Annotated in this window: 15 protein-coding genes; 5 read left to right on the top strand and 10 right to left on the bottom strand. The window is 41.2% G+C overall.

Going from position 1 to position 14,130, the window contains the following annotated elements; translation table 11 throughout:
• Nucleotides 1–106 precede the first annotated feature (106 nt).
• The 4 genes from KI659_RS02090 (at nucleotide 107) to KI659_RS02075 (ending at nucleotide 3,544) form a co-directional block, all read left to right on the top strand.
• Nucleotides 107–544 carry a DUF2141 domain-containing protein gene (locus KI659_RS02090; RefSeq protein WP_213943678.1) on the top strand — a complete coding sequence of 146 codons (438 nt, stop codon included), beginning with the start codon at nucleotides 107–109 and terminating at the stop codon, nucleotides 542–544.
• Between the two features lie 347 nt (nucleotides 545–891).
• Entirely contained in the window at nucleotides 892–1,527 is a 636-nt protein-coding gene (locus tag KI659_RS02085) for a methyltransferase domain-containing protein (RefSeq protein ID WP_213943677.1), read from the top strand.
• Nucleotides 1,528–1,667: 140 nt separating this feature from the next.
• Nucleotides 1,668–2,765, top strand: a complete 1,098-nt coding sequence (gcvT, locus tag KI659_RS02080; protein ID WP_213943676.1) for a glycine cleavage system aminomethyltransferase GcvT — start codon at nucleotides 1,668–1,670, stop codon at nucleotides 2,763–2,765.
• Nucleotides 2,766–2,809: 44 nt separating this feature from the next.
• Nucleotides 2,810–3,544: a 2-phosphosulfolactate phosphatase gene (locus KI659_RS02075; protein ID WP_213944178.1), complete on the top strand. Its 735-nt coding sequence runs from the start codon at nucleotides 2,810–2,812 to the stop codon at nucleotides 3,542–3,544.
• Between the two features lie 85 nt (nucleotides 3,545–3,629).
• Here KI659_RS02075 and KI659_RS02070 read toward each other — a convergent pair whose 3' ends face one another.
• Nucleotides 3,630–4,511, bottom strand: coding sequence for a hypothetical protein (locus tag KI659_RS02070; RefSeq protein ID WP_213943675.1), 882 nt, complete (start codon nucleotides 4,509–4,511; stop codon nucleotides 3,630–3,632).
• 281 nt (nucleotides 4,512–4,792) lie between these two features.
• Between KI659_RS02070 and KI659_RS02065 the strand changes: the two genes are divergently transcribed.
• Complete coding sequence (locus tag KI659_RS02065; protein ID WP_213943674.1) at nucleotides 4,793–5,080, top strand: hypothetical protein; 288 nt, start codon at nucleotides 4,793–4,795, stop codon at nucleotides 5,078–5,080.
• 14 nt (nucleotides 5,081–5,094) lie between these two features.
• On the opposite strand, the gene KI659_RS02060 is transcribed toward KI659_RS02065, so the two are convergent.
• The 9 genes from KI659_RS02060 to KI659_RS02020 are packed head-to-tail and all read right to left on the bottom strand — an operon-like array spanning nucleotide 5,095 to nucleotide 14,059.
• Entirely contained in the window at nucleotides 5,095–5,907 is an 813-nt protein-coding gene (locus KI659_RS02060; RefSeq protein WP_213943673.1) for an SDR family oxidoreductase, read from the bottom strand.
• A 6-nt stretch (nucleotides 5,908–5,913) separates the two neighbouring features.
• Nucleotides 5,914–7,209: a TRAP transporter large permease gene (locus KI659_RS02055; protein WP_213943672.1), complete on the bottom strand. Its 1,296-nt coding sequence runs from the start codon at nucleotides 7,207–7,209 to the stop codon at nucleotides 5,914–5,916.
• The gene (locus tag KI659_RS02050; protein WP_213943671.1) at nucleotides 7,209–7,700 is read right to left on the bottom strand and encodes a TRAP transporter small permease; all 492 of its coding nucleotides are present in this window, start codon (nucleotides 7,698–7,700) and stop codon (nucleotides 7,209–7,211) included. Before KI659_RS02050 ends, KI659_RS02055 begins: the two co-directional genes overlap by 1 nt.
• Before the next feature lie 55 nt (nucleotides 7,701–7,755).
• On the bottom strand, nucleotides 7,756–8,736 hold the full coding sequence (locus KI659_RS02045; protein ID WP_213943670.1) for a TRAP transporter substrate-binding protein: 981 nt from the start codon (nucleotides 8,734–8,736) through the stop codon (nucleotides 7,756–7,758).
• Between the two features lie 30 nt (nucleotides 8,737–8,766).
• Nucleotides 8,767–9,429: a beta/alpha barrel domain-containing protein gene (locus tag KI659_RS02040; RefSeq protein ID WP_213943669.1), complete on the bottom strand. Its 663-nt coding sequence runs from the start codon at nucleotides 9,427–9,429 to the stop codon at nucleotides 8,767–8,769.
• Between the two features lie 47 nt (nucleotides 9,430–9,476).
• Nucleotides 9,477–10,475, bottom strand: a complete 999-nt coding sequence (locus KI659_RS02035; RefSeq protein ID WP_213943668.1) for a sugar kinase — start codon at nucleotides 10,473–10,475, stop codon at nucleotides 9,477–9,479.
• Nucleotides 10,476–10,528: 53 nt separating this feature from the next.
• The gene (locus tag KI659_RS02030; protein ID WP_213943667.1) at nucleotides 10,529–11,659 is read right to left on the bottom strand and encodes an aldose epimerase family protein; all 1,131 of its coding nucleotides are present in this window, start codon (nucleotides 11,657–11,659) and stop codon (nucleotides 10,529–10,531) included.
• A gap of 5 nt (nucleotides 11,660–11,664) precedes the next feature.
• Entirely contained in the window at nucleotides 11,665–12,366 is a 702-nt protein-coding gene (locus tag KI659_RS02025) for an L-ribulose-5-phosphate 4-epimerase (RefSeq protein WP_213943666.1), read from the bottom strand.
• Nucleotides 12,353–14,059: a ribulokinase gene (locus KI659_RS02020; RefSeq protein ID WP_213943665.1), complete on the bottom strand. Its 1,707-nt coding sequence runs from the start codon at nucleotides 14,057–14,059 to the stop codon at nucleotides 12,353–12,355. Before KI659_RS02020 ends, KI659_RS02025 begins: the two co-directional genes overlap by 14 nt.
• Nucleotides 14,060–14,130: the final 71 nt, after the last annotated feature.

The following is a 14,130-nucleotide window of genomic DNA, read 5'->3' as shown; positions in this document are numbered from 1 at the left end:
TAAAACAAAAAGGTTACATCTAATTATCCGCCACCGTAAATCTTAGCTTCTCAATAAACCCTATTATGTTTCCAGCCGTTAACCGATTGAGACAAAAGCATAGATTATGAAGTATCGAATAAGCATTTTCTTTTTAGGGTTAACCTTATTGCTTTCGAGTTTAACTGGCATTGCCGATCGGGGCAAGTTCGTCATTGAGGTAAGCGATCTTAAAAGCAGCAAGGGCTCACTTAGAGTGATACTTTATGAAAAGGACGGCTGGCTGACCGAAGAAAACGTTAAAGGCAGATTTGACGCTCCCGTGCGCAATGGCCAGGCCACTGTGGAGACCAGGTCACTTCCGTATGGAGAATATGCCATGTTTGTCTACCATGATGAAAACGACAATGATGAGGTGGATTTCAACCTTTTTAAAATGCCGAAAGAAGGCATAGGTTTTTCAAATAATCCCAAAATAGGATTGAGCAAACCCAAATTTGAGGAAACTGTAGTGAAATTGCGTGAGAATCGAAAAAGGATTGAAGTGAGACTGAAATACTTTTGACCCCCAATTACTCTTCTTTTTTTGTTCAACATATATCTCATTTGGTTAAATTTATTTAAAGAATAACTCTCAGCATTTTCAAAACAGAATTCTTGTCTAGAAAACGGCTGAACAACTTTTTGAACTCTAATGGATTGGAGTCAACCTATACTAACCGTTTAGCCTTTGTTGATTAACATGTTTTAAACTATAAACACCCTTCCCTTATTGCTATTCCATAAATAAAATGTACATTAGCAACAATTGAGAATTAAAGCCCTTATTGACTGATTATCAATAAATTGAATCAACGTTTTTCGTATACCAACAACCTATAATTGGTTAGGAAAGCTCGCAAAATTTCGTGTATGAACACCTGTAAATTATGTGGCTTGAATAAGGTCACACCACTTATAATTCCCCATGACAAAAGAATATATAATTACTGTCCCGACTGCTACCTAATATTTGTGGATTCCACTTTTCATATCGATCTACAACAGGAAAAAAGGCTGATTTTACGACGCAATAACAGTATAGGCAATGCCGAATATGTTCATTATATCAGCCAAATCATTCAACTTATCCGACCTTTCATCTACCAAGGACAAATTGGATTAGATTACGGTTGTGGACCAACACCTACGCTAAACCATTTACTGAAAAAAGAGAACATCACCTGTTTCAATAATGACTATAATTTCGGTTTTAATCATCCATTTAAGAAATATGATTTTATTATGGCGATTGAGTGTTTGGAGAAATTTAAGGATCCCAATAATGAAATTGACAAGTTACTAGACCTCCTAAAACCAGGTGGGATCTTTGGCATGATGACCGAAGTATACCCCACCAAGGATAATTTTAAATATTGGAACAAAAAGCTAGACCCCTCCCATGTGAGCTTTTATCACCAGAAGACTCTCGATTATCTGATAGCAAACAAAAAGTTAACCCTTCTCAAATCAGATTCCAAAAGGATTTTCATTTTCGAAAAGCAATAAATTTATGTCCCTTATTTCGAAGCATTAAAGGAAATGGCCTTAAATGTAGCCAAACTATTGAACCCTGCATTTGTTGTATAAAATACCTGTAACCATATGGGTATTTATTATATTTGTACTTTACGCATAAAACTAGCTACATGGAATATACTACCAAAAAAGTAACGTTAAATGACGTTCACGAAAAACTTGGCGCCAAGATGGTGCCTTTCGCCGGTTACAACATGCCCGTTCGTTATTCTTCCGATCTTGAGGAGCATAGGACCGTAAGGGAATCCGTCGGCATTTTTGATGTGTCCCACATGGGGGAGTTTTTGGTAAAAGGTCCTAAAGCCCTTGACCTTATCCAGTATGTTTGTTCTAACGACGCGAGTAAATTGGCAATTGGTCAGGCTCAATATTCTTGTTTTCCAAATGAAAAAGGCGGAATCGTAGACGATCTAATTGTCTACAAAATGGCCGAAGAAGAATACATGCTTGTGGTCAACGCTTCCAATATCGATAAAGACTGGATGTGGGTGAAAAAACATAACAAACAGTTTGAAGCTGAGCTTGAGAACATATCTGACAACATTTCCCTTTTTGCAGTTCAGGGACCAGATGCCGCTGATGCCCTTCAACCCTTGACGAAGCAGAAACTTGACGACATCAAGTTTTACCATTTTGCAGTTGCTGAATTTGCCGGGGTACCCGATGTAATTATCTCTGGAACTGGCTATACCGGCGCGGGTGGGTTTGAGATTTATGTCAAAAATGAGCATGCCGAAAAGGTATGGAATGCCATCATGGAATCAGGCAAGGAATATGGCATCAAGCCTATCGGTCTGGGTGCAAGAGATACCTTGAGGCTTGAAATGGGCTATTGCCTTTACGGCAACGATATAGATGAGACTACTTCTCCTTTAGAGGCAGGCCTAGGCTGGATCACCAAATTCACCAAGGATTTCATCAATAGCGAAAACCTCAAAAAACAGAAAGAAGAAGGTATTACACGAAAACTGGTGGGCTTCATCATGCATGAAAAAGGCATTCCAAGAGCTGGCTACACCATTGTCAACACTGAAGGTGAACCAATAGGGAAAGTAACTTCTGGAACCCTTTCTCCTTCTATGGGACTTGGAATTGGTCTTGGATATGTCAAGAAGGAATTTGCAGATCCTGGCGAGTATATCGGTATACAGGTACGAAACAAAAACCTGGAGGCCACCATAGAAAAGCTTCCCCTCTACAAAAAATAATTAATTTTAATAGCTTCCAACAACTTGGAAGCTATTTTTGCATGATGAGAAATATAGAAGTATGCCTGACCCCGGAGTTGATCCATCTTTACGACCTTCAGGGAAAGATTGTAATTATTGTGGACATTTTCAGGGCTACCTCCACCATGGTTACCGCACTGGCCAATAAAGTAGACAGTGTTACACCGGTCGAAAACCTTGAAGTCTGCCGTCAAATGGCTAATGAGGGATATGTGATAGCAGGAGAAAGAAACGGAAAAACAGCTGAAGGCTTTGCATTGGGCAATTCACCTTTGAGCTATTTGGATAATGGCTTTTTGGATAAAAAGATAGCCATGACCACCACCAACGGCACACTTGCCATAGAGAAATCAAAAAGCGGTTCGTCTGAGATCCTCATTGGTGCTTTTTTGAACCTTCATGCTACTGCATCCTATTTGAAATCCAAAAAAGAGGACATCTTGATTTTGTGCGCAGGATGGAAAGGCAAGTTCAACTTGGAGGATTCACTCTATGCCGGGGCCCTTATTGACGCCTTGTCGGAGGACCTGGCCTATGATTGTGATGGAGCCTTGGCTACAAGAGCCCTTTATCAAGCTAATAAAAATAACATCTCAGGATTTTTGGCTCAGGCCTCGCACGCCAAGCGTCTGCAGAACCATAATATTGAAGCTGACATTGATTTTTGCCTGACCTTCGATAAATATGATCTGGTGGGCAAATTAGTAGATGGTAAGCTGGTTGTTTGGAACTGGAAAACTGTAGGGTCCAGATCATAAAAAAAGCCTTCCCAGAATATTAAATCAAGGAAGGCTTAGCATATAGAAAAGCCTGGCAATAATTAATATTGCCAGGCTTTCATTTTTATTTCAGAGTGTGAACTTTGGTTTGGCCATTAGTGGTAATGGTAATCTCATGGTTACACTGCCCATTGCCATAGTTTATCAAATACTCCCTATCACCTACGGTAAGAGTGGTCAGTCCAGAAGTTGGGTAAAGGATACCTTGCTGGGCACACTTTCTATTAAGTTGTAATCCCTCTGTGATCAGGAGAGTATACGGTTCCCCCTCTTTGGTCAAACCGCTCGCCTGGCCTAATACAGTGGTATTAAAATCCTGATTATTGGAAATAACAAGGCTAACCACCTGATCGGCATCACGGGTGACGAATTTTCCATCAGGCCAAGTCACTTTTCCGCCAATTAGCTCGCTGAGGATATCTACCTGACCTTCTTCAAAAATCATCGTTTGCTCATTGCGGCCCTCAACTTTCAACCCGTTCACTTCGTAATCGTGAAAAATAATGTTTGAATAGATTTCAAAACCCATATCATCATCCTCCAGCTTAAATTCTCCGCCTTTGTATTCTATTTCAATCTTCCCTTTACGGACATTCCCTTGTCCATCATCACAGCCATCCCCAAAGTCAATCCAGATGCTGCCCACGGGGCTAAAGCTGTCTGAATTATCCAAATCCCAGGTGATTTTTGCACAATTGAGGCGAGCATCATCCATGTCTTCAGCAGCTATACGCATATTGGCACCGCCCGTCTGACGGCCCTGGGCATCCAATGCCTGTCCCATGTCCATGGCATCACTGAAGTAAGCAGCGATTTCGGACTCGATATTGATATCTACTACTTCTTCCTCAGATGCACGCTCAAAAGAATCATCGCTGGTACAGGCCACCCAAACAAAGGCAGCTGCCAACATCATCAGAGAAGCAATTAGGTTTAACTTTTTCATAAAAATCTATTTTGGTGTTGAACAATTAGGAATGAAATTACCATAAATTTTATAAAACCAAAAAAGACAACTGATTACAAGGGATTTAGGAAATATTAAAAAATTAAATTGTGGGGACTAAGACCTTTTATCACTATACTAAATGTACTGATTAAAATTTTATTACTGATAATCAGCATGTTATAAAAAAAATAATCAAACCATATACTAAACACCGATTAGGCCCTAATCTTTTCGTAATTCCTCAACTTTTAGTAGTATTGCATTGAATAAAGACTCCCATGAGAAAAATCATTTACGCCCTCCCTCTATTTCTTTTGCTAAGCTGTTCAGGATATTTCAGAGTAGTAGCTGATATGGGCATGACAGAAGCCGAATTCAGAAGAAAGAACCATGCTATAGAAGTGGTGAAGATGTATGAAAACAGGAAGGTTTACAGAGTTGTGCCCGTAGGCAACTCAGTCAAATATGTTTACTTTGAAAATGGTTTACTCTACCGCATGGACGAAGGCCAGATGTTTTACCCCGTTTGGCAGCCATTTTATCCAGGAGAGATGGGGTTACAGTGATGAAAAGGTTTAAATCACACCCCTGAATAAGCTTTAAACCCGCCATCTACAGACACCACCGTCCCTGTTACAAATTTAGAAGCATCGCTACTAAGCCAATGGAAAGCGCCATGCAAATCATCAGGCTCACCAAATCTTGCCATAGGAGTGTGGGCCAAAATTTGTTCGCCTCTCGGAGAAAGCTCCTTTTCATTGATTGTCAATAGATTTCTATTCTGTTCGGTTAGAAAAAAACCTGGAGCCACCGCATTAACCCTCAAATGAGCGCCATATTTCTGGGCCAGCTCCACAGCTAGCCATTTGGTGAGATTTTCTATTCCCGCTTTTGCAGCAGCATATCCTAAAACCCGGGTTAGTGGTCTGTCTGCAGCCACAGATGATACATTAATAATACTTGCCAATTGGCCAGAGTTTAATAATGAAAGAAAAATCTTTATCGGCAGCAGCGTTCCCTGATAGTTTAACTTCATCACCTTATCTACTGCATCGGACGAAAGGTCTTCCAACGTCTGTTCTGGCCCAATCACCGCCCCCGGCATATTGCCGCCAGCCATATTGATCATCACATCCAGCCGGTCAGTCATTCCCTTGAGCTTTTCAACAGCTTGACGAAGATCCTCTTCTTTAGTCACATCGGCCTGTAGCACCTCCGCTTTTCCGCTACCCGTCATTTCTTTTTTCACCAATTGCAGCTTCTGCTCATTTCTTCCCAATAGAAAAACATTAGCCCCTTGCTTTTGAAGGTACTGAGCTATTGATTTTCCAAGGACACCGGTTGCCCCCGTGATTAAGATGTTTTTGGAATTGAGGTTGAATAATTGAATCATAAAATTTTAAAGTCCAAATACACTTGGCAACCAAAGGGTCAAGCCAGGCCAAAGTGTAATAATTACAAGTCCTATTACCATTGCAAGAAAAAACGGCAATAGTGGTTTAACAACATTTTTAATACTTATCTGAGCAACACCCACGCCAATAAACAAAACAGAGCCTACGGGTGGGGTACACAGACCTATGCAAAGATTAAGAATCATGATGATACCAAAATGAATAGGGTCCACCCCCAACTCCATCACCACGGGTAAGAAAATAGGGGTAAATATCAGCACAGCAGGCGTCATGTCCATGAATACACCTACAAATAGCAAGATGAGGTTAATAATGATAAGAATTACAAAAATATTGTCGCTTAATGAAAGAAGGGAATTACTAATGGCTTGAGGAATATCCTCACTTGACATCACCCAAGACATACTCATAGAAGTCGAGATCAATAGCATCACAATCGCTGTGGTTTCGGAAGACTTCAAAAGTACAGATGGCAATTCTTTTAACCTTAACTCCCCATAATAAAATGAAAGTACCAGTGTATAGATTACCGCTATAGCTGAAGCTTCCGTAGCGGTAAAAATACCACCTACAATCCCGCCAATCACTACTACTAGTAGCATCAAACTTGGAAAGGCTTTTACAAAATTCAGCCCCAACTGTTTGAAAGTTGTACTTTCCCCCTCAGGGAGTTTTTTCTTTTTCACAAAAATGGCAGCGGTCAGCATCAGCAAAAAGCCGATAAACAAACCCGGTAGATATCCTGCTATAAACAAGGCGGCGATAGAAACGCCCCCAGAGGCTAGAGAATATACAATTAAAATATTTGAAGGCGGTATGATCAGTCCTGTAGTGGAAGAGGTAATATTAACCGAAGCTCCAAGTTCTTTAGGATACCCCTCTTTTTCCATTCTTTTCCCCAAAATCCCCCCTATCGCTGAGGCAGCAGCAGCGGCAGATCCAGCAATGGCCCCAAAAAGCATGGCGGCAATCACATTGACATACAGGAGCCCTCCTGGCAATCTCCCTGTAATTGATTTTGCTAGCTCAATAAGTCTATGGGCTATCCCTCCCCTATTCATTATCTCCCCTGCCAACACAAAAAAGGGAATGGCAAGCAATGAAAAACTATCCAGGCCTGTGCCCATTCTTTGCGCAATGGTGGTAACAGACGCACCGGCGGCCACCGACATAAGCAAGGTTAAAAAGCTGGAAAGCCCCAAACTCCAGGCAACTGGCACCCCAATGCCGATGAAGATTAAAAAAGTAATTACCAATATTAATATACTAATGAATTCCATTAGGTGCGTTTTTTTAAAGTATGGAGAGAAGAGGTGATTTGTGCCAATTGATAATATACCACCAATAGCCCACTAAAAGGAATCATACTGTAAATCAAGGCTAGTGGCAACTGCAGGGTGGCTGATTTTTGCTCTAAGACGAAAGTAATATAGACAAGATTTGCCCCTCCCCCTATCATGACCGCAATGGCAAAAACTAGAATGAAAAAGTTAATGATAACTTGTAAATAGATTTTTTGCTTCCCTTTCAAAGATTGTGGCAAAATATCAATGGCCAAATGTTTGTTTTGTCCCGCCACATAGGCTGCGCCCAACATCCCCAGCCATATCAACATATAACGTGAAAGCTCATCCGTAAAAGCACTTGGGTTTTGAAAAATGTATCTGGACATAACCTGCCACGTCACATTCAAAACCATCAGACTCATCAGCAAAACCAATGTTCTTGCTAACCATTTATCCAGAATGGCGACAATTTTCGGTGAAAACATACTTTATACTTCTATTAATTAGAAAACCCTGATCAGCAATTGCGCATACCCTTTGCTACATGCTCTGCTGAATTTCTTGATACAGCGTATAGATTTCGGGTTTATTTTCCTTCAATGATTCAAACATCAATTCTACGGCTGATCTAAAATCTCCCTGATCAGGATAAGTGATTTTAACTCCTGCTTTTTCCATTTCTTCCAAAGCAAAAATTTCAGCTTCTTGCCATATTTTTTGCTGATACACTGCCGATTCATCCGCAGCCTCCTGTAGCCACACTTTTTCCTGATATGAAAGGGTGTTCCAAACCTTTGTACTAATAACTAATATATCCGGCAAAGCTACGTGTTCATTGATCGCGTAGTATTTGCAAACCTCATAATGCCGGGAAGTATAAAGACTTGGAGGATTATTTTCTGCCCCATCCACTATCCCCTGTTGCAATGCGGTATAGAGTTCTCCATAGGAAACTGGGGTGGGCGACCCTCCAAAAGCCTTCACCATATTGGAAGCCATATTGCTTTCCATTACTCGTATTTTTAAACCTTTCAGGTTATCAGGATGCTCAATTGGTGCATCTTTCGTATAAAAGCTCCTTTTTCCCGCATCATAATAGGTTAGCCCTCTGAGCCAATAATCTTCACTTTCCAGCAATAACTTTTTCCCAATGGGCCCATTCAATATCCGGTCTTGATGCTCATCATCTTTAAACAGGTAAGGCAGACTAAATACCTGAAGCTTTGGCGCAAACCCTTCCATTACTGCGCTACTTACTTTTGTCATGCCGAGACTTCCGATTTGGAGCAATTCCATTAGCTCCCTTTCAGTCCCGAGTTGTTGGTTTGGATATACCTTGATTTGAAGTTTGCCTTCCGATTTTTCCTCTGTCAATTGAGAAAGGTAGATCAAAGCCTCATGTACCGGGTGTGAGACACCTAATCCATGGCCCAATTTAATCACCCTTACATCTTGTTGCTGACCGCAGCCTACAAACAATAAGAGAGTTAGAAAGAAAATTAGAAGGTTGGGCCTGTTCATAATTAGATGGGGTGTGCGGGGTTTATTTTCTCAAGCTTTTACTTTTTCTACGAGTTGAAGCGCTTTCAAAATAGACTGTTGAAGTGCTTCGTAATCCTGGGCTTGAATTACTTTCTTATCAAATAATTGAGATCCCATACCTACACAATGGACTCCGGCATCAAACCACCCTTTTAAATTATCAAAAGTTGGCTCTACTCCTCCCGTGGGCATAATTATAACATCTGGAATTACGGATAAGACTGCTTTTATAAAAGCTGGACCAAGCAGATTCCCAGGAAAGGCTTTGATTAAATGGGCCCCACTCTTTTTGGCATGAAATACCTCCGTCACAGTTGCGCAACCTGGAATGGCCAATACATTTTGGTCTTGACACGTTTGGATTACCTCTGGAATAAATGCAGGAGATACGATAAAGTCAGCGCCAACATCCATAAACCGTCGTGCCTCAGATGAGGTAAATATGGTGCCAATCCCTAAATGAAATCCTTCATATTGAGCAGCATGTTTTGCCAGATCCTCAAACACTTCCAGCGCATTTGATTCTCTATTTGTAAATTCAAAAACACGAATTCCAGAAGCATAAGCAGCGTCCAGCACTTTTTTAGATACTTGGCTATCCGGATGGTTAAATACAGGAACCAAGCCCGAGTCTTCCATTTTATTTAATACTTCTTTGCTTTTTTCACTCATGAAATCAATGTTTCAAAATCCCAATTAATATTCCACTTCGGTAAATTCTACCTCAAAAGCTTACCCACATTCTCTCCTCTAACCAAAGCCTCAACTTCTTCCAGACTAGCTAGATTTACATCCCCTGATATCGAGTGTTTTAAGACTGAGGCTGCTGTCGCAAATTCCAAGGCTTCTATTTTTGTAAAGTTTAGTAGACCATATAGCAAACCCGCAATATAGGCATCCCCACCACCAATCCTATCGACGATATGAGTGATATCATAACTTTTGGAAATGTGCATATTCCGGCCATCATAGAGCATTCCTTTCAGTTGATTATGAGAGGCTGAGATGCTGTTTCTTTCAGTGCTGGTGATCAGCTTAATACTAGAATTATTACTCAGAGCATGGGCACAGGCCTTTTCATAATCCGATTCTTCCTCTATTCCCAAGCAATTATTTAAATCAGTAATCCCTGCCACTATTACATTGGTATAGCTAATTAATTCTGGCATGATGTCCAGCGGGTTTTTTCCGTAATTCCACAGATTTCTCCTGTAATTAATATCCCCACTGATCAGTAGCCCTTTTTGGGATGCTGCCTGCAAGGCCGTCAGGGTAAGCTTTGCGGCATTTGCTGAAAGGGCCGGAGTAATCCCCGTCCAATGAAAACAATCTGCTCCATCAAATACCTGACCCCAATCAATCTCATCCCCACTAAAATCGCTAAAAACGGAATCAAAACGATCATAAATAATCCTGGAGGATCTTTGCATGGTGCCGTTTTCAAAGAAATACAAACCCATCCTACCCGGAGCAAAATATATCTGGTCAGTATTCACGTTGTGCTCCCGTAAAAACGAAATAGCGGCCTTGCCCAAATCATTTTCAGGAAGGGCGGTGACATGCGTAGTTGCAATGCCCCATTGAGCCAAAGAAACAGCCACATTCGCCTCAGCTCCGCCAAAATCAAGAGTAAATTGATCTGTCTGCGAAAACCTTTTATGGGACGGGGTGCTTAATCTCATTAATACCTCTCCCAATGTGACAACCTTGTTAGGCATATGCTTAAATGTTAAAGTCAAAACGTTTTTCCGAGCTCATCCTAAGTTGAAACTCATTTTATTTTAAAATGGTATTCAATGGTATGTTGATAGGTTTGGCCTTTATCCAGCCTAACCGAGGGAAAATTGGGTTGGTTGGGTGAATCAGGAAATGCTTGAGGCTCCAAGCAGAGCCCCATATGTTTATCATAATTCTTCCCACTTTTTCCTTTCACACCGTCGAGAAAATTCCCCGAATAAAACTGTAGCCCGGGCGCATCTGAATACAAGGCTAAAAATCTACCTGATCCCTCATGATGCAGTTCCGCCTGAAGCTTCAACTCCCTACTATTTCCTTCTTTGATCACAAAATTATGATCATATCCACCCTCTACTTGTTGAATATCCACACCGATCTGTTTTTCTTCCCGAAAATCGAAGGGGGTATCCTTTACTGATCTAAGTTCGCCAGTTGGGATCAGCTCACGATTGACCGGAGTGTACTTTTCTCCAAATATTTTCAAGGTGTGGTCCAACACATTCTCCTGCATCCCGCTTAAATTGAAGTAGCCATGGTGAGTCATGTTAATGATAGTGCTTTCATCAGTGGTGGCCTCAAAATTTATAGTTAATACATTGTCATTATTTAGAGTAAAAACCGCTGAATTTTGGACTGTACCAGGGTACCCCTCTTCTCCATCTTGACTTACATAAGTGAGTTTTACCCCAACCTTGTCATCCTCCTCAAAAGGTTCTGCTTCCCAAACCACTTCATCATATCCTAGCACCCCTCCATGAAGGTGGTTATCGGAGTCATTTTTAGTAAGCTGAAATTGTTTTTCATCTAATGAAAATTTACCTCCGGCAATTCTATTTGCATATCTCCCTATAGTGGCGCCAAAGAAATAACCATTATCAGGATACTCCGATATATCATCAAACCCCAACACTATATCCTCAAATTGACCATCCCTATCTGCTACTTTCAGATTGGTAATCACTCCTCCGAAATTACTTATACTCACCTGAGTACCACTCTTATTTTCCAATTCAAAAATTTGAATTTCTTTACCAGAAATAGTTTTTCCGCTGTTTTTTGTCAAAATTTTCAATTTAGAGTTGTATGTATTTGGGTTGGTACATGAGGCAACCAACCCTATTAAAAGAGGGAAAACAAACCTGACCAGTGTCGACCTTTTTAGCATATTTTTTATACTTGACCGTAATAGGAATTTGCACCATGCTTTCTTTCATAATGCTTTTTAATCAATGAGTTTTTTAATCTTTCCGCTTGAGGATTGATCTGAAGGGTGATATAAGCCATCTTGGCCAGTTCTTCCAGTATTTTGCTATTGTAGACTGCCTTCTCTGCATCTTTCCCCCAAGTAAACGGGCCATGATTGCCTATAAGGATCATCTGAACTTCCTGATGGGACAGACCTTTTTCTTCAAAACAATCCAAAATCTGCTTACCCGTCATGTACTCATAATCCTGTTCAATCAGGTGATCAGCCATGGGCGGAGCACAAGGAATATCGGCAGTCAGGTGGTCCGCATGGGTAGTTCCAAAATTGGGCACGTCCCGCTGAGCCTGAGCCCAACTTACGGCATAGGTGGAGTGGGTATGTGCTATCCCTCCTATATCTTTCCAGTTCTTATAAAGGTACCCATGGGTTTTGGTATCTGAAGAGGGCCTTTTTACCCCCTCCACAATATTATCCTCAAAATCACAAATCACGATATCATCCACTTTGAGCAATTCATAAGGCACCCCACTTGGCTTAATGGCAAATACACCCTTATCCCGATCTACCTCACTTACGTTGCCAAACGTATAGATAACCAGATCCAACTGAGGCAACTTCATATTTGCCTCGTAACAAGATCTTTTTAACTCTTTATATTGACTCATTTACAGTTGTGAATTTGTTTATGGTTTGATTTTCAACGAACGCTCCAAGTTCTTCATAAGCCTTGTACAGACTCCGGTAAACTAAAGCATTTTCTTCTTTTGGATGATAAATTTTATCAAAGCCATTCGTCATGGATTTAATGGCAGTTTGTGTATCAGGATAGATCTCGGCCGCTACAGCAGCATACATGGCCGCTCCTAAGGCAGGTGCTTGATCCGATTGGGCAATTTTAATGGGCATTTCCAGAATATCCGCGAGAGTCTGCATCACAAAGTCGCTTTGCTTTGCTACTCCCCCCATGCCGATGACAGCATCAATCCGAACCCCTTCGCTACGAAATCTCTCTACAATTTTTTTGGAGCCAAAGCAAATGCTTTCTACTAGGGACTTGAATACACGAGCAGCATCACTGCCCATTTCCAGTCCTTGAAGAGCACCTTTCAAAAGTTGGTTGGCGTCTGGGGTTCTTCTTCCATTGATCCAATCCAAGGCTACAATCTTGGAATCTTGGGGAGGTATCTTGATTGCATCTTCAGATAGCTGCTTTAGCAGCTTTTTACTAAGTTCGGTTTTGAGTTTTTCTTTTTCAGCAATATCCAAAATCTGACTTTGGTCTATCAACGAGCTGACTGGTCTTAATAAAAGATTTTTAAACCAGGCCAACACATCGCCAAATCCACTTTGACCTGCCTCCAGCCCATGGAACCCTGGAATTACAGATCCATCTACCTGACCGCAAATGCCCTTTACTAAAGTATTTCCCAGCTGCTCTTTAGAACTGATCATGATATCACAGGTGGAAGTACCCATTACTTTTACCAAGGTGTTTTCTTCAACCTCCCCCCCTATTGCCCCTGCATGCGCATCAAATGTACCTACAGCTACTACCACATCGGTGGTCAGGCCTAATCTGGCGGCCCAATCTTCTGAAAGGGTTCCTGCTACTTCATCTGAAGTATAGGTATCCTCGTAAAGGCGGCCACGCAAATCTGACAAATAGGGATCTAATTGGGCAAGAAATGAAGAGGAAGGAAGACCACCCCAGCTCTCATGCCACATGGCTTTATGACCTGCAGCACACCGACTTCTTTTCAACTCATTTGGAGAGGTGATGCCAATCAATTGGCCAGTGATATAATCACAATGCTCCATCCAAGAAAATGCTTTTTCTTTGACAGCCTCATCTTTCCTGATAATATTAAGGATTTTGGCCCAAAACCATTCGGAAGAATATATCCCCCCTACGTATTGGGTATAATCATCACCTCCCCAACCTCTAGCAAGCTCATTAATCTCTTGGGCTTCGTTAATAGAGGTGTGATCCTTCCACAACACCATCATCGCATTGGGATTATGCTGAAACACTTCTGAAAAAGCCAAGGATTGTCCAAACTCATCCACGGGCATGGGTGATGACCCAGTAGTATCGACACAAATCCCTTTAATAAGGGTAGAATCAATTTGGGAGTTTTGGATAACGTTTTTGATCGTTGCTTCCAGCCCTTCCAAGTGGTCCTTGGGATGTTGGCGAAATTGGTTCTTATGCTCATCACAATAGAGTCCTTTACTCCATTGTGGATAGTAAAACACGTCACTGGCAATACAGCTCCCGTCTGCACTATTGATGAGCACAGCACGAACGGAATCCGAACCAAAATCAACCCCAATTACATATTTTTCTTTTTCATCCATTGTATTTAATGTCTATGGTCGAGCTTTCGATATTTAATCTTTCAGCATTCCTCATTGCTAATATTGGAGTA

Origin of the sequence: Litoribacter ruber (assembly GCF_018449405.1) — a bacterium.
Taxonomy (GTDB): domain Bacteria; phylum Bacteroidota; class Bacteroidia; order Cytophagales; family Cyclobacteriaceae; genus Litoribacter; species Litoribacter ruber.
Note: the sequence above shows the minus strand (reverse complement) of the source record. Positions and strands in the feature narration are given on the sequence as shown.